Annotated in this window: 16 protein-coding genes and 1 pseudogene; 3 read left to right on the top strand and 14 right to left on the bottom strand. The window is 62.8% G+C overall.

Annotated features, from left to right (window positions below; all coding sequences use genetic code 11):
• Positions 1 to 89 precede the first annotated feature (89 nt).
• The 6 genes from ccmE to RWJ89_RS29790 form a co-directional block, all read right to left on the bottom strand.
• Positions 90 to 602, bottom strand: a complete 513-nt coding sequence (gene ccmE, locus RWJ89_RS29815; RefSeq protein ID WP_131665944.1) for a cytochrome c maturation protein CcmE — start codon at positions 600 to 602, stop codon at positions 90 to 92.
• Positions 599 to 1,777 carry a c-type cytochrome biogenesis protein CcmI gene (gene ccmI, locus RWJ89_RS29810; RefSeq protein ID WP_421668952.1) on the bottom strand — a complete coding sequence of 393 codons (1,179 nt, stop codon included), beginning with the start codon at positions 1,775 to 1,777 and terminating at the stop codon, positions 599 to 601. Before ccmI ends, ccmE begins: the two co-directional genes overlap by 4 nt.
• Before the next feature lie 182 nt (positions 1,778 to 1,959).
• A complete protein-coding gene (locus RWJ89_RS29805; RefSeq protein WP_131641444.1) occupies positions 1,960 to 2,382 on the bottom strand; it encodes a hypothetical protein in 423 nt (140 codons plus the stop codon).
• Between the two features lie 118 nt (positions 2,383 to 2,500).
• Positions 2,501 to 3,904: a sensor histidine kinase gene (locus RWJ89_RS29800; protein ID WP_168284803.1), complete on the bottom strand. Its 1,404-nt coding sequence runs from the start codon at positions 3,902 to 3,904 to the stop codon at positions 2,501 to 2,503.
• Positions 3,894 to 4,565, bottom strand: a complete 672-nt coding sequence (locus tag RWJ89_RS29795) for a response regulator transcription factor (protein ID WP_003546765.1) — start codon at positions 4,563 to 4,565, stop codon at positions 3,894 to 3,896. The genes RWJ89_RS29800 and RWJ89_RS29795 overlap by 11 nt, the downstream gene beginning before the upstream one ends.
• A 55-nt stretch (positions 4,566 to 4,620) precedes the next feature.
• The gene (locus tag RWJ89_RS29790; protein ID WP_020049234.1) at positions 4,621 to 4,869 is read right to left on the bottom strand and encodes a hypothetical protein; all 249 of its coding nucleotides are present in this window, start codon (positions 4,867 to 4,869) and stop codon (positions 4,621 to 4,623) included.
• Between the two features lie 374 nt (positions 4,870 to 5,243).
• On the opposite strand from RWJ89_RS29790, the gene RWJ89_RS29785 reads away from it, so the two are divergent.
• Positions 5,244 to 6,470: an MFS transporter gene (locus RWJ89_RS29785; protein WP_316031881.1), complete on the top strand. Its 1,227-nt coding sequence runs from the start codon at positions 5,244 to 5,246 to the stop codon at positions 6,468 to 6,470.
• Between the two features lie 236 nt (positions 6,471 to 6,706).
• On the opposite strand, the gene RWJ89_RS29780 is transcribed toward RWJ89_RS29785, so the two are convergent.
• Positions 6,707 to 7,012 (bottom strand): Dabb family protein, encoded by a 306-nt coding sequence (locus tag RWJ89_RS29780; protein ID WP_316031880.1) that lies wholly within the window; start codon positions 7,010 to 7,012, stop codon positions 6,707 to 6,709.
• Positions 7,013 to 7,063: 51 nt separating this feature from the next.
• A pseudogene (locus RWJ89_RS29775) lies at positions 7,064 to 7,767 on the bottom strand (hypothetical protein).
• 157 nt (positions 7,768 to 7,924) lie between these two features.
• Here RWJ89_RS29775 and RWJ89_RS29770 point away from each other — a divergent pair.
• Positions 7,925 to 8,056 carry a hypothetical protein gene (locus RWJ89_RS29770; protein WP_003546730.1) on the top strand — a complete coding sequence of 44 codons (132 nt, stop codon included), beginning with the start codon at positions 7,925 to 7,927 and terminating at the stop codon, positions 8,054 to 8,056.
• A 130-nt stretch (positions 8,057 to 8,186) separates the two neighbouring features.
• On the opposite strand, the gene RWJ89_RS29765 is transcribed toward RWJ89_RS29770, so the two are convergent.
• The 4 genes from RWJ89_RS29765 to RWJ89_RS29750 all read right to left on the bottom strand — a co-directional run bounded on the left by RWJ89_RS29765 (position 8,187) and on the right by RWJ89_RS29750 (position 10,921).
• Entirely contained in the window at positions 8,187 to 8,747 is a 561-nt protein-coding gene (locus tag RWJ89_RS29765) for a TetR/AcrR family transcriptional regulator (protein WP_316031879.1), read from the bottom strand.
• A gap of 20 nt (positions 8,748 to 8,767) precedes the next feature.
• On the bottom strand, positions 8,768 to 9,229 hold the full coding sequence (locus RWJ89_RS29760; RefSeq protein WP_316031878.1) for a nuclear transport factor 2 family protein: 462 nt from the start codon (positions 9,227 to 9,229) through the stop codon (positions 8,768 to 8,770).
• Positions 9,230 to 9,314: 85 nt separating this feature from the next.
• Entirely contained in the window at positions 9,315 to 10,247 is a 933-nt protein-coding gene (locus tag RWJ89_RS29755) for a pyridoxamine 5'-phosphate oxidase family protein (protein WP_316031877.1), read from the bottom strand.
• Between the two features lie 62 nt (positions 10,248 to 10,309).
• On the bottom strand, positions 10,310 to 10,921 hold the full coding sequence (locus tag RWJ89_RS29750) for a glutathione S-transferase family protein (protein WP_316031876.1): 612 nt from the start codon (positions 10,919 to 10,921) through the stop codon (positions 10,310 to 10,312).
• 143 nt (positions 10,922 to 11,064) lie between these two features.
• Between RWJ89_RS29750 and RWJ89_RS29745 the strand changes: the two genes are divergently transcribed.
• The gene (locus RWJ89_RS29745) at positions 11,065 to 11,964 is read left to right on the top strand and encodes a LysR family transcriptional regulator (RefSeq protein ID WP_168284807.1); all 900 of its coding nucleotides are present in this window, start codon (positions 11,065 to 11,067) and stop codon (positions 11,962 to 11,964) included.
• Here the strand turns inward: RWJ89_RS29745 and RWJ89_RS29740 are convergent.
• Both RWJ89_RS29740 and RWJ89_RS29735 read right to left on the bottom strand, forming a co-directional pair.
• A complete protein-coding gene (locus RWJ89_RS29740) occupies positions 11,961 to 12,329 on the bottom strand; it encodes a DUF983 domain-containing protein (RefSeq protein ID WP_027665144.1) in 369 nt (122 codons plus the stop codon). The genes RWJ89_RS29745 and RWJ89_RS29740 overlap by 4 nt on opposite strands.
• Before the next feature lie 334 nt (positions 12,330 to 12,663).
• Positions 12,664 to 14,067 carry an aminotransferase-like domain-containing protein gene (locus RWJ89_RS29735; protein WP_168284808.1) on the bottom strand — a complete coding sequence of 468 codons (1,404 nt, stop codon included), beginning with the start codon at positions 14,065 to 14,067 and terminating at the stop codon, positions 12,664 to 12,666.
• Between the last annotated feature and the right edge of the window lie 111 nt (positions 14,068 to 14,178).

Raw genomic sequence — 14,178 nt, 5'->3', positions numbered from 1 at the left:
GTGACGACGGGCTCCCATCACCGGCACAATGGAAAGGATGAGCGCCGTGGCCAGCGCCAGCACCAGCGCGTAATGGCCGATCTCGATGATCATGGCGTCGCCTTCACTTGCTGTCCTTTCACTTCCTGGCCCTGAGCTTCCTTCCCAGGGTTTTCCTGGCCTTGACCTTCCTTCCACAGCCCCTGGGATTTCAGCCTGTCGGCCACGTCCTTCGGCATATAGGTCTCGTCATGCTTGGCAAGCACGGTGTCGGCCACGAAGACGTTCGTCCCGGCGGCGAACATGCCTTCTGTCACGACACCCTGGCCCTCGCGGAAAAGATCGGGGAGAATGCCGGTATATTTGACCTTCACGGCATTGGTGCTGCCGTCGGTGACGGCAAATTCCACCGTCGAGCCGGTGCCGCGCACGACACTGCCCTCGCCGACCAGCCCGCCGAGCCGGATGCGGGTTTCCGGCGCAACCGGCGTCTTGGCGAGATCCGCCGGCATGTAGAAATAGGCAACGGACTGGCTGAAGGCGAACATGACCAGCAGCACGGCGGCGATGATGAAGCCCATGCCTCCCGCAATCACCGCCAGGCGCTTCTGCTTGCGCGTCATTGCGTCGCTCCCTCCGTGGCTATGCCGAGTTCCCTGGCAAGCGCCAGCAATTGCCTGCCCTGTTCGCCGGGCGGCGGAAAGGCCGCAAGCCCGCGCTTCAGGGCGCCGGCAGCGCGATCCTTGTCGTTCAATACGGCGTAAGAGCGGACGAGCCGCATCCAGCCCTCGAAATTGTTCGGATCTTCGTTGAGCTTGGCGTCGAGGCTCTCGACCATGCCGCGGATCATCTGCTGCCGGTCGCCGGCGCTCATAGTCTCGGCCGCCGCCACATCTTGCTGCGTGGGATTGCCGGGGGCAGCCTGATCGGCGCCCGGGGCAGCCGGGTTGGCGCCTGGGGCAGCCGGATCGGCGCCTGACTTCACGCCGCCGTTCATGGCGATATGCTCGTTGACCAACGGAAGCCAGGGCGCATCATCAGGCGATTGTTTCGCCAGCGCCTCGAAGGCCTGGCGCGCCTCATCGGGCCGTCCCGCCTGCTCCATGCTGAGGGCGATGTAGAAGCGGGCACGCGGATTGTCAGGTTCGAGCGTCAGCGATTGTTCCAGCACTTGCCGCGCCTCCTCCGTCACCACGCCGTCCGAGGCCGCCATCAGCGTCTCGGCAAGGCCATCGAGCCGGACGGGGCTCGGGCCGAGAAGCCGGATAGCATTGCGATAGGCCAGTTGCGCGTCGTTGACGCGCATCGTGCGGAAATAGATCGGCGCCAGCACGTCCCAGCCCTTGCCGTCATCGGGCTTCTCAGCCAGGTGCCGTTCCGCCTTGGTGATCAGCACCGCCACGTCGTTGCCGGGGTTTTCCAACCGCGCTTCCAGCGGCTGCGAGGGCAGGTCCGGCCTGCCCGTCGTCAAATAAAGACAGAGCCCGAGAACCGGCAGGACCAGGAGCACGAAGGCCTCGGTAAAACGGTGATGCCGTGCGGGTTTCGCCGTCTCAGCCGGCTCATCGGCAGAGACTGCGATCAGCCGCCGGCCGATTTCTGCCCTGGCGTAATCGGCCTCCTCCGGGGTGATCAGCCCCCCGTTGAGATCGCGGTCAAGTTCGCGCAACTGGTCGCGATAGACCGCCGCCTCGCCCGCGCGGATATTCTCCGCCGCCTTCGCTCCGCGCAGAAGGGGGTAGAGCAGGATGACGGCGAGGGCTGCCGTCAAAGCGGCAACGAGAATCCAGAACAGCATGTCGCCCAAATACGTGAAGCGCGCCTTCATTCCAACTGCCAAAGCCGGAATGACGAAGATTTGAGGCTAGCGCATAACCCCGAGAATCGGAATCGATTTTCGGAAAGGATTATGCGCCATCTAAAGCGATAGAGCGTCCTTGGCGCGTCCTGTCGGACGCGCGGCGCTCTATTGGCCGCAATTCAGAGCGGCGACCAGCTGCCGTCGTCGTTGCGGCAGGCAGCGCCGCGCGCCACCGTGTCCTTGCCGTCGACGGTCAGCGTATGGGTATATTGCCGGCAGTTCTGCGAACCGACCTGATAGGGCGCAGCCGCCACCACCTTGCCGGTGACATCCTTGCCGGTCCAGAGCATCGGCTGGCCGACGGCGGCCCCTTCCAGCGCCCGATATTCCGCCTCGAGCGCCCGCTGCTTGTCGCTGTCGTTCAAGCTCACGCCGCTGCGGCCGACGATGCCGCCCTGCAGCGCGGTGATGAAGGCGGCCGATGCCGAGGGCTTGCTCGAAAAAATGCCGCGCGAAGCGGCACTCTTCGTCGTCGTGCAGCCGGACAGCGCGACGGCGACGAGAAGAGCGGAAACGATCATGCCTTGCGAGCGTAAAATCATTGCGTCGAACCACGATCAGGGGTCAATTTCAGCCGATCGAAGTGCAGCGTCCCCGTGTCAGCATTAAGGCAAAGCATGCTATACATTTGCCAGTATCTTTGTGACATCAAGCAGTTGCTCATGCAACATCCTTTGTGACGCCGGGCAGGATAAGCTTCGCCTTCAGCCCGCCCCATTCACCTCGGGAAAGCTCGAGCCGTCCCTGATATTCGTTGGAAATCTCGGTGACGATCGAAAGGCCGAGCCCGGTTCCGGGTTTGCTTTCGTCGAGCCTGCGGCCGCGCTTCAGCGCCTCGCGGATCTGGTCCGGCTCCAGGCCCGGCCCGTCATCCTCGACGGCGAGCTCCACCCAGTGGCGGCGCGCGCTCGCCTCTACCCCCTTCACATCCTCGCCGGCCTCAATGGCCGAAAGCCGCACCCTGCTCTTGGCAAAACGCGCCGCATTTTCCAGGAGATTGCCGACGGTCTCCTCGAGATCCTGCTGCTCCATGGCAACGGCCAGATGCGGCGGCGAGACGACCAGATCGAATTCGGTATCGACGTTCAGCCGGCGCATGACGCGCACCAGCCGTTCAAGCGCCGGCTCGGCATCGGTGCGGGCGAGCACGGATTCGCGCTGCGCGGCGATGCGCGCCCGATTGAGATAGGACTGCACCTGCCCCTGCATCGATTCCGCCTGGCTGCGCACCAGCTCGCCATGGGATTTTTCGAGCACGCGCGCCTCGTTGAGGAGCACGGCGATTGGCGTCTTCAGCGAATGCGCGAGATTGCCGACCTGCATGCGGGCTCGCTCGACGATGCGGCGATTGCTGTCGATCAGCGCGTTCACCTCGTTGGCGAGCGGCAGGATTTCGCGCGGGAAGTCGCCTTTCAGCTGTTCGCTCTCGCCGGCGCGGATGCGCTCCAGCGCGGCGCGTGCCTTGTCGAGCGGCTTCAGGCCGTAGAGAATCGCCAGCGCGTTGACGATCAGGCTGCCGACGCCGAAACCGGCGAGCGCCAGATAGAGGCTGTGGGAAAAGGTGCGCACGTCGTCTTCGACGACATCGACGTTGCCGGTGACGCGGAAGCGCGCCGCGCGCCCGTCGGTATCGAGCACCACTTCGGTTTCGGCCACCTGCACGCGGTTCCCGGAAGCATCCGTCACCTGGTAGTAGCGCTCGTAATTCTTGTCGAAGGGCGCTTCGACGACGGAGGGAACCGCAATGAGCGCCGAGCCGAGCGAAGGCGACACCAGCGGTGCGGTCGTATAGGTGCCGAGCGGCTCCACCACCCAGTACCAGCCGGTCTTCGGCTGGGCAAAACGCAGGTCGCCGAGCTGCGGGCTGCCGCTGAGCGCGCCCTGATCGCCGATCGTCACCGAATTGATGACGTTATAGAGCTGCGCCCGCAACAGATCCTGGAAACCGCGTTCGGCGCTCTTGCGGTAGAGGGTGGAGATCAGCAGACCGATCACCACCAGCGCCACCGTCGACCAGACCGTGGTCAGCAACAACACACGTGCGGTGAGCGACTTAATTCGCATGTTTCGGCGCTTGGATACGGTAACCGAGACCGCGCACCGTTTCGATCAGGTCGACCCCCATTTTCTTGCGCAGGCGGCCGACGAAGACCTCGATCGTGTTGGAATCGCGGTCGAAATCCTGATCGTACATATGCTCGACCAGTTCCGTGCGCGAGACGACCTCGCCCATATGATGCATGAGATAGGAAAGCAGGCGATATTCGTGCGAGGTCAGCTTCAGCGTCGTGCCGTTGACCGTCGCCTTCGAGGATTTAGTATCGAGCCGCACCGGCCCGCAGATGATCTCGGATGAGGAATGCCCGGCTGCGCGCCGGATCAGCGCCCGAATGCGGGCCAGCACTTCCTCGACATGGAAGGGCTTGGTGACGTAGTCGTCGGCACCGGCGTCGATGCCGGCGACCTTGTCGCTCCAGCGGTCGCGCGCCGTCAGGATCAGCACCGGCACACCGCGGCCGGCGCCGCGCCATTTTTCAAGAACGGTAACCCCGTCCATCTCCGGCAGGCCGATATCGAGGATGATGGCGTCATAGGGTTCGGTGTCGCCGAGGAAATGGCCTTCCTCGCCGTCGAACGCCTGGTCGACGACATAGCCCGCCTCTTTCAGCGTGTCGGCCAGCTGCCGGTTCAGATTAACGTCGTCTTCGACTACCAGGATGCGCATCGGTCCGCCTTCGTCCGCTTCAAATCGTTCAATGTCCTGAATAAGCCGATTCCGCCTACATCGGAACCTTTACCGTCACCTTGCGTGGACGCTGGCCATTGCCGGACACGAGAACGGTGATGATGCAGGTATCGCCCACCGGTTGCACGGACAGGAGCTGGCCGCCCGTCTGCTCGACGACCTGGGCTGCAGCGGCGCTGCAATCGCCTCCGATACGCACGACAAAAGTGCCCGCGGCGTCCGGTGAGGGCGCCGATACCACCAGTCCGGCGGCCAATGCTGCGACGCTCAGAGGAAAGGCCATGTGTTATGCTTCCAAGGTAATGCCAACTTGCCCCGAATATGTACTCACGCGACCTGAATGGCAAATGAATGCGCTGTAATGCAGGGCGTTTAGAACTGTTCTCGACTGTTCGGGACAGCCGGTTTCAGCGCCTCTAAATTGCCGCCGCAGCAAGCTCCGGCGGCGGCCGTTGCGTCCAAAAACGATACCCTCAACCTTGGTATCCACGCATTCTTCATCACCTCCGGTAAAGGCGGGAAGCCGGCGGGACCGACACCACAATCTTTGTCTGCGAATCGGCCGCGCTCTTCCGATTCTCGCCGCCCGCAGCTTTCACCAGCCGGTTGAAACTGTTATGCCCTTGCTGCCCCACATTTCAGACCGTTTCAGCACCAATGCCAAAATCCTCCCGCTTCCGCTCGGCGCAGACGGTCACCGTCCTTGCCGTTACCCAGCTGATCGGCTGGGGCACGACTTTCGACATGCTCGGAGTCATGGGCCGCGTCGTGGCGCCCGATCTCGGCCTGGCGAACGAAGTGGTGTTTGCCGGCCTGACGATCATGATGGTGGTCAGCGCCATCGTTGGTCCGGCAACCGGCCGCTGGCTCGGCCGCTATGGTGCTGCCCGGGTACTTTCGGCCTCCTCGCTGACCTTTGCGCTTGGCCTGCTTCTGCTTGCCGCTGCAAACGGCATCGTGCTCTATGCCGGCGCCTGGATCATCATCGGCATAGGCGGCGCGTTCGGCCTCTCGGCACCGGCCTATACCGCCGTCGTCGAGCGTGAAGGGGCGAACGGCAAACGCGTCATTGCCATCCTGATGCTGTTCACCGGCCTTTCGAGCGCCATCTTCTGGCCGATCCTCAGCCTGCTCAACGAGGCGGTCGGCTGGCGCCTCACCTTCCTGGTCTGTGCGGCGCTGCAATTCTTCGTCTGCCTGCCGCTGCATCTTTTCGTCCTGCCGAAGCCGATCGCAATACATGTCGATGGCGGCACAGCCGAAATCGCCCCGGTGCCGCTGTCGAAGGCCAAGCAGCGCAAAGCCTTTCTGCTGATCGCCGCGGCGACGACGATCTCGACCTTCGTCACCTTCGGCATCTCGCCATCGCTGCTCGAAATCTTCCGCCAGTCCGGCGCCTCCCCCGCCTTTGCACTGCAGCTCGGCTCGGCACGCGGCATCCTCGGCATCTCGGCACGTTTCCTCGACATGCTGCTCGGCCGGCGCGGCAACCCCATGCTCAGCGCGGCCATGGGCATCAGCCTGATGATGATGAGCTTCCTCATTATGCTGATTGCCAGCCCGTCGACGCCGCTGCTCGTCACCTTCGTCCTGTTTTACGGGTTCGGCACCGGCGTCATGACCGTCGCCCGCGCGCTGCTCCCGCTGGCGCTGTTCTCACCGCGCGAATTCGGACTGCAATCGGCCCGGCTGTCGCTGCCGCAGAACCTCGCCAACGCCATCGCCCCCGTCATCTTCACCGCCATCCTCGACCGCGCCGGCACCGGCCCGGCGCTCGCCGCCTGCGCCGTTCTGGCGGCATTGTCGCTCATCTTCGTGCTGATGCTGATGGCGCTGGTGCGCGGCGCCCGCGTATCGGAATCAGCCATTCTTAATATTTCTTGATTATCATCCACGCAGGAAGAGAGCGGCTTTCCGTCCACGTCGCAACCGCTGGGGCAATCTGACCATGAACCAGCAGCCGGTTTTGGCGAATCTTTAGAATCGCTTGCCGCCGCTTTTTCGAAAGTTGAGTCCGGTGGTTCGGAAGTTGAGTCAGTTTCGGACTGATCCGAATCCGGAAAATCATTCATCCATTTGAAATTTCAATGGAATGCAGCGTGGCCGAACGCTTTCGCAAGTCAGAGCGGCCGCGTCACCGCCGTGCGGCTGTCGTAATCGGCGGCGATGCGCTTTTCCCGGAGCGGCCGCACGCGATCGATCGAGAGCTGATAATCGGGATGCGCCTTGTAAGCGGCAAGGGCCGCTTCGTCGTCGAATTCGCCATAGACCACGAGATCAATCTCGGTGCCTATCTGATCGGTCTTCACATTGGTACCAATTTCCAGCAGCCGCGCATGCGGAATGCCGGTCAGTATCGAAAGCCCGGCCCTCACCTCCTGCAGATGTTCCTCCTGCACGGTGAAGAAGACGATATGACGGATCACGCGGAAGCTCCTGTCAGATTTATCCAAATGATGGAGCGACCCTGGCGCATCCTATCGGACGCGCCGCGCTCCAGCTGTCAGCCGGGCGATAACATGCGCGCGCCAGGCCTTCAACCGCGAGAGCAGCCATGGGCCGCATCGGGACGTATCGCCGCATCGAAGACCACGGCATAGGCGGCGAGCTTTTCCGCCCGGTCTGTGCCATTGACGATGCGGCGCGCATTCACCCAGTCCGCGGTCGTCGCGTTCAGGTGATCGGCGAGCTTGTGGCCGGTAAAGCTGCCCTGCAGCATGCCCTCGATCAGGATCGTCACCGCCGCATCCATCTCCATCGCCCGGTCGGGATCGGCAACGAGGTCGATCCCCGTCAGCACACTCATCGCCTCGTAGTTCCGCTTGTGGGTGAGCTGCACCAGGCCGCGTCCGAGCCAGCTGCGACCATCCTCATCCGGCCGCCAATAGGGCGTCTTCACCCAGGAGAGCCGGCCTGCGGCAAAGGCCGTCTCGAGGATCTCGACCGCGCGCACATCGCTTTCCGCCAGCGTCTCGCGCACCGGCTGCATCGTATAAGCGGTCTCGTGGTAAGCGGTTGCGAGGATGTAAGCGAGCCACCGCCGGTCGGCATCGGCAAACCGTTCTTCCCAGGCGTCGAGAATCGCCGTGATGCCCACTACCTGAGGCTGAGTCAGGTTTCCCTTGAAGAGTCCGTGCCGTACAGTATCGAAAAAGAATGCCCGGTCCATGTGGACAACCATTCCGCGCTTCCCCCGAAATATCATGGTTAAAACCGTCTTAATCGATTAAATTCCATTTAATCGTTTAAAGTGTTTAAGCCACTGATTTACACGCCTTTTGTCTTATGCAATGCATCTTCTTGCCCCGAAGCCTTACCACGAACAGAGGAGACTTCCGATGCAGACGCCCGCCAATAGCCAAACCACCATTCCCCAGCATGTCGTCGACCAGATGGAAAACGAATGGCGCCAGGTTCGCCCTGAACGGGAAAATACGCGCCCGGCCCAGCAGCCTCAACAACAACGCTGAAATAGACGCAAAACGCTACCGATGTAAGCTCGAGCGCCGCGCAGCGCCCGATCAATGCCCCGGCCAGTCACTCGTGGCCGGGTGAATTTTTTCATAGGTACAATAAACGTCCCAGCGGTTTGACCGCCCCTCATCGCATCACAGAATCAAACCGTTTCGCCAGCGTGTCCAAGGACCGGGTGAAAACCACCCTGTCATCAAGCGCACGCGATAGCACCAGCGCGCCCTGAATACCCGCGACGCCCTCCTCGGCGAGCGTTTGCGCCTCCCCCTCAGAGCAGCCTGCCCGCATCAGCGCCGACCGCAAGGCGTCGATCCAGCGAATGAAATAATTGCCGATCTCTGCCGAAAACCGTTCGCGGGTCTCGTCAAGCGCGAAGGCACCGACGAGGCAGATGCGGCGGCCGGAGCGGAAGTAATCGTTCACATTCGTCCACATTGCCGCGATCGCCTCACGGGCGTCGTCCTTTCTCAGCGGCTGATAGATCGCATGTTCGAACCAGCCATCGACATCGGCGAGCACGGCGCCCGCCATCTCCTGCTTACCGCCGGGGAAAAAATGATAAAGGCTGCCCTTGCCGATGCCAGTGCGTTCGGTGATGCGGCTGAGCGACGTGCCCTCATAGCCGAGCTCGCGGAAGATTTCGGCGAGCAGCGGCACGATGTCGGCGCGTTCGTAGATGGTCTTCACCCGCGGCTTTCCCTAATGCTTCAGAGGCCGAGTTCGGTCAGACCGGGATGGTCATCCGGTCGTCGGCCGAGCGGCCAACGGTACTTGCGCTCCGATTCGCGGATCGGCAGGTCGTTGATGCAGGCGAAGCGGCGTTGCATCAGGCCGGCAGCGTCGAATTCCCAGTTCTCGTTGCCATAGGAGCGGAACCAGTTGCCGCTGTCATCGTGCCATTCATAGGCGAAGCGCACGGCGATGCGATGATCGGTGAAGGCCCAGATCTCTTTGATCAGCCGGTAATCCAGCTCCTTTGCCCATTTGCGGGTGAGGAAGGCGACGATCTCGGCACGGCCGGTGATGAATTCGGCGCGATTCCGCCAGCGGCTGTCCGGCGTATAGACGAGCGAGACGCGCTCGGGATCACGGCTGTTCCAGCCGTCCTCGGCAAGACGGACTTTCTGGCTGGCGGTCTCAAGGGTAAAAGGCGGGACGAGGCTGGACATAGGTTCTCCGGGCGCTCCTGTACTCAATGGTTATCATTGTACTGATCAGTACAATGATTGGCAAGCCGGTTCGGCGCGGTATTTCTCAAAGGCCGGGAGGCAGACTCCACCGCAGCGGCAGGGCATCCGGGCGAAGCACGATCTCTTCCGGCGTGAAACGCCACAGCCGTTCCGCCCGTTGAAAGCTGGCGACCTCGGGCGAATCCAGCAGCACCTCGACCTTTCCGGTCATCTGCAGCATGTCGCCGGTTTCGAAATCGATGAAGACCAGCCCCGCCTTCGGATTGACGAGGAAATTGCCCAGCGTGTTGAAGAACCGATTGCCGGGAAAATCGGGAACGGTCAGCACGCCGTCGGCGCCGACACGGACGAAGCCGACATTGCCGCCGCGATGGGACACGTCCACCTGCCGCTCGCCATTCTCCCGGTCGACATAGGAGGCGACAAAGAAGGTATCGGCGCCCTCAATCATCCCTAGCGCCCGATCGTCGAGTTGGCCGGAGTGAAGCGGCGGCATCTCTGTGGGCACATCAGGATCGCGGGCGAAGGCGGAAGAGCGAAGCTGGATATATTGCGGGCAATTGCCGAAGCTCTGGCCGACGCGCACCTGGAAAGCTCCAGCGTCCGTCCTGCGGATCACGCCGTTCAGCCGGTTGCGCCGCCGGGTCTCGAGTTGGATCCCGAGCATCGCGATCGCGTCGCCATCCTCCATGCCGGCATCGGCAGGATCGGCCGCGTCGCGCGGCAGGTGCACATCGAGAATCTCCGGCTCCGGTGAGACCATGAAACCCGGGCGCTCGGCCCTGACCGTTGCCCAGATATCGCCCTTGGCATCAACGGCGCCGAGCACGACGAAAGGCAGCATCGGAAAGAACGCGCGATGCTGCTCCGGCATGGCCTTGCGGACGAAATTACGGCCCGGCCCGTCCATGCGTTCGGCGACCCCGACGCTGCGCTGCATGGCGAGTTCGCCCGCATGCCAGGGCGATGTGGCGTCCTGTCTTGTCTGTTCCAGCATCACGGCCTCCTTCAGGGCAGCATTTGGGGGAACCGGGGCAGCGTCCCTGCCCCGGTTGGTTTTCAGACGGCAAGGCCGATCTTGGTCTTGCGAAAGCCGACGAAACCCGGCAGCGCCTCGATGCGCGCAAGCCAGGCACGAACGCTTGGATAGGCCGAGATATCGACATTGCCCTCCGGCGCATTGGCGATGTAGCTGTAGAGCGCCACGTCGGCGATCGCAGGATTGTCGCCAAGCAGAAAGCTACGGTTGTCCAGTTCTTCCTCGATCAGCGCCAGAATGCGGTGCGCCCGGGCGATCACCTCGTCGGTGCGGAAATCGGCGCCGAAGACGGTGACCAGGCGCGCAGCACAGGGCCCGTAGGCGATCTCGCCCGCTGCAACCGAGAGCCATTTCTGTATCCGCGCCGCGGCCACTGCCTCTTCCGGCAGCCAGTCGGTGCGGCAGTATTTGCGCGCGAGATAGACGAGGATGGCAGAGGAATCGGCAATGACCGTGCCATTGTCGTCGAGCACCGGCACCTGGCCAAAGGGATTGAGCTTCAGAAAGTCCGGCGCCTTGTGAGCGCCAGCCGCCAGGTCGACCTCGACCAGTTCATAGGGCACGCCAAGCAGCGACAGGAACAGGTGAGCCCTGTGGGCATGGCCGGAAAGCGGGTGGTGATAGAGCTTCATGATGGTTCCTCTGGTCTTCTAATCGACGGGACGCGGTTGGCGATGGCCGCTTCGAACCATCTGCGGCATAATTTACTGCCTTCCATCTGGCTGCAGTAGAATGCTAATCTGGGAGGCATCTTACCAATTCATGGAAGGATAGAATGGACCGCCTCGACGCCATGACCGTGCTTCTTGCCGTCGTCGAACAGGGCAGCCTGTCGGCCGCCTCACGGCATCTGCGATCCCCGCTCGCAACCGTCAGCCGCAAGGTTTCGGAACTGGAAGCCCATCTCAACGCCCAGCTGCTGCAACGGAGCAACCGGAAGATCACGCTGACGGAGGCCGGCCGCTCCTATGTCGAGGCGGCGCGGGAAATTCTCGATCGGGTGGAAGAGGCGGAACGGACGGCAGCCGGTGAATACAGCGCCCCGAAGGGCGAGTTGACGATGACCGCACCGATCGTCTTCGGTCGGCTGCATGTCCTGCCTGTCGTGGTGGATTTCCTGAAAGCCTATCCCGATATCAATCTACGGCTGATGCTTGGCGACCGGCTGTCGAACCTCGTCGAGGATCACATCGACGTGGCGCTGAGGATCGGCAACCTGCCGGACAGCAACCTGATCGCCACAAGGCTCGGCGCGATCCGCCGCACGGTCTATGCCAGCCCGGATTATCTGACGCGACACGCCCACCCCCGGCATCCCAGCGATCTCGGCGCGCATGACTGCGTCACTTTCGAGGGCATTGCATCAATGCTGAGCTGGACATTCACCGAGGGGAAACATGATCTCACTGTATCGATCCGCTCGCGGCTGGCCGTCAACACCGCCGAGGCCGCGGTCGATGCGGCTGTCGCCGGCCTCGGCATCACCCGGGTGCTTTCCTACCAGGCCGCACGCGCCGAGATGGCCGGACTGCTGGTGCCGCTGCTCCAAGATTTCGAACCGCCGCCAGCGCCGGTGCATCTGGTCTATCCCGCGCAGGGACTGGTGCCCCTGAAACTGCGGGCGCTGCTCGATTTCGCGACGCCGCGCCTGCGCGCCACGCTGAACAAGTCCTAGGCGAGCTTGCCCTCTTCCGCCTTGTAGAAATACTGGCTGGCGACAAGCCAGCCCTTCAGCGGCCGCAGCGGCGGAATGCAGGTGGCGAGCATGAAGGGACCGGTGACCAGAAGCTGCACCCAGATCGGCGCCGAAAAGGCCACCTCCAGCCAGACGCCGAGCAGCACGCTCGGGATGCAGGCGAAGCAGATGACGAAGAAGGCCGGACCATCGGCCGGATCGGCGAAGGAATAATCGAGACCGCAGACCTCGCATTCCGGCTGCAACGTCAGGAAGCCCTTGAACATATGACCCTGGCCGCAGCGCGGGCAGCGTCCCTTGATGCCGGTCTGCATCGGAGGAAGTGGGGGATATTCCGTATCCATGACGATCTCGCTTTCTTGCTTCGTAGATATTGATACGATCAACATCTGAAATGACTGCATGCAATATAATTACATTAAATGGAAATTGCCGGTCAATTCGCCAGAATGCCGCAGAGCTCCCCAGCGCATGCCAGCAGCAAGCTGACTGCAGATTTATCAAGCAGCATTTGGGGCGCAGCCAAGCCTAGCAGCCAGGGCGGATCAGACGTGAACGTGGTGGTGAACGTGACGGTTACGCCTCGCCCATGCCCGGACAGATCTGGGCTTGGACGATCTGATCTCGACCGCCTCCGGCTTTGGTCCGTGCCTGATCAGCCGGGAGCTGGGTTCCGTGTCAGAAGAACGACGCTGCCATCTCCGGCGGACCTTCCAGCGCGTGGGCCATGAATTCGAGTGCGCCCTGCAATTTCTCCCGGGTGATCGGCCCACCAAGGCAGACACGCACGGCCTCGGGTGCCGTGCCCTCGACCGTAAAGGCATCGCTAGCGACGACGCCGATACCGGAAGAACGGGTATGGCTGCCGAAGGTGGAGCGGGTCCAGCCGTTGGAGAGCGGCAGCCAGATGTTGAAACTGATCGGATCGGCGCGGTAGCTGCCGGCCGGCAGGATGGCGGCGACCATTTGCTGGCGGGCGGCGGCCTCGGCACGGATGAAACGCAGGATCGTATCGGCGGTGCCATCCTCGATCCAGCGGGTGGCGAGCGCCACGGTCAGTGGCGAGGCCATGACATTGTTGGCGCGCATGGCGCTGACGAACGGCCACACGGCCTTACTGTCAGGCGCCACGACATAGGCAAGTCGCAGACCCGCGCCGATGCATTTCGCCAGTCCGCCGATATGCCAGGTCAGATCCGGCGCTGTTGCGGCGAGCGGCGCCGGGCCGTGCTGCGGAATGAAACCATAGGCATCGTCCTCGACGATCGGCACGTGATATTTGCGGGCAACGGCGCAGATCTCCTCGCGGCGCCTGGCCGGAATGGTCAGCGTCGTCGGGTTCTGCAGCGTCGGATTGAGATAGAGCGCCTTCGGCTTCAATCTCTCGCAGGCCGCGGCAAAGGCGTCCGGCAGGATACCGTCCTCGTCCATCGGCAGACCGGCCAGATTGAGCCGCAGCTGGGCGGCGATCGAGCGCATGCCGGGATAGGTGATGATTTCCGAAAGCACGGTTTCGCCCGGTTTTGCCAGCAGGCCGAAGATCGCCAGCAGGGCCGGATGGGCGCCGGGCGTGACGAAGATGCGCTCCTGCGAGGGCACCAGCCCGCGACGGCTGAGCCAGGAGGCGGCAGCCTCCTTGTCCATGCTGGAGCCGCCGAAGCCCTGGTAGCGCAGAAGCGGAATGAGGTTCGCCGTCACCGCCGACATGCCCTCGCGCATGCGGGCGATCAGCTCGGGATCATCCGGTTCCGGCGGCATGTTCATCGAGAAATCGACGATGGAGGCGCGGCGGGGATCGGGCGCGGCGTCGGCCGCGAATCCCTGGCGCTCCCTGTCCGCGCCACCGGTAACGAAGGTGCCTCGGCCGACATGCGAATCCACAAGCCCGCGCTTCTGCGCCTCGACATAACCTCTCGCCACCGTGGTGAAATCGACATTCAGCCGCTTGGCGAGTTCGCGTTGCGGCGGCAGCCGGTCCCCAACCACCAGATGCCCACTGCGCAAATCCATTTCGATCACATCGGCGATCGCCATATAACGGGGGCTGCTGCTGCGGCTGAGATCGGGATGCCAGTCTTTCATGGTCGTGATCCGTGTCGGTCTGATTCCTGATGAGATTGACCGTATATTGTTGCACAATGCCGCTGTCACGAAAAATGTCGCGCGCCAAGTCCGGAGAACGACGCAGGACGG

The sequence above is a fragment of the Rhizobium sp. 10PS4 genome, from assembly GCF_032464805.1.
Lineage (GTDB): Bacteria > Pseudomonadota > Alphaproteobacteria > Rhizobiales > Rhizobiaceae > Rhizobium > Rhizobium laguerreae.
The sequence above is the reverse complement of the archived record's forward strand: the minus strand, read 5'-3'. Positions and strand labels throughout refer to the sequence as shown.

Excerpts from the sequence above, each read along its gene's own strand:
- ccmE (WP_131665944.1), bottom strand. The coding sequence starts at position 602 with ATGACGCGCAAGCAGAAGCGCCTGGCGGTGATTGCGGGAGGCATGGGC.
- ccmI (WP_421668952.1), bottom strand. The coding sequence starts at position 1,777 with ATGCTGTTCTGGATTCTCGTTGCCGCTTTGACGGCAGCCCTCGCCGTC.
- RWJ89_RS29805 (WP_131641444.1), bottom strand. The coding sequence starts at position 2,382 with ATGATTTTACGCTCGCAAGGCATGATCGTTTCCGCTCTTCTCGTCGCC.
- RWJ89_RS29800 (WP_168284803.1), bottom strand. The coding sequence starts at position 3,904 with ATGCGAATTAAGTCGCTCACCGCACGTGTGTTGTTGCTGACCACGGTC.
- RWJ89_RS29795 (WP_003546765.1), bottom strand. The coding sequence starts at position 4,565 with ATGCGCATCCTGGTAGTCGAAGACGACGTTAATCTGAACCGGCAGCTG.
- RWJ89_RS29790 (WP_020049234.1), bottom strand. The coding sequence starts at position 4,869 with ATGGCCTTTCCTCTGAGCGTCGCAGCATTGGCCGCCGGACTGGTGGTA.
- RWJ89_RS29785 (WP_316031881.1), top strand. The coding sequence starts at position 5,244 with ATGCCAAAATCCTCCCGCTTCCGCTCGGCGCAGACGGTCACCGTCCTT.
- RWJ89_RS29770 (WP_003546730.1), top strand. The coding sequence starts at position 7,925 with ATGCAGACGCCCGCCAATAGCCAAACCACCATTCCCCAGCATGTCGTC.
- RWJ89_RS29760 (WP_316031878.1), bottom strand. The coding sequence starts at position 9,229 with ATGTCCAGCCTCGTCCCGCCTTTTACCCTTGAGACCGCCAGCCAGAAA.
- RWJ89_RS29755 (WP_316031877.1), bottom strand. The coding sequence starts at position 10,247 with ATGCTGGAACAGACAAGACAGGACGCCACATCGCCCTGGCATGCGGGC.
- RWJ89_RS29750 (WP_316031876.1), bottom strand. The coding sequence starts at position 10,921 with ATGAAGCTCTATCACCACCCGCTTTCCGGCCATGCCCACAGGGCTCAC.
- RWJ89_RS29745 (WP_168284807.1), top strand. The coding sequence starts at position 11,065 with ATGGACCGCCTCGACGCCATGACCGTGCTTCTTGCCGTCGTCGAACAG.
- RWJ89_RS29740 (WP_027665144.1), bottom strand. The coding sequence starts at position 12,329 with ATGGATACGGAATATCCCCCACTTCCTCCGATGCAGACCGGCATCAAG.
- RWJ89_RS29735 (WP_168284808.1), bottom strand. The coding sequence starts at position 14,067 with ATGAAAGACTGGCATCCCGATCTCAGCCGCAGCAGCAGCCCCCGTTAT.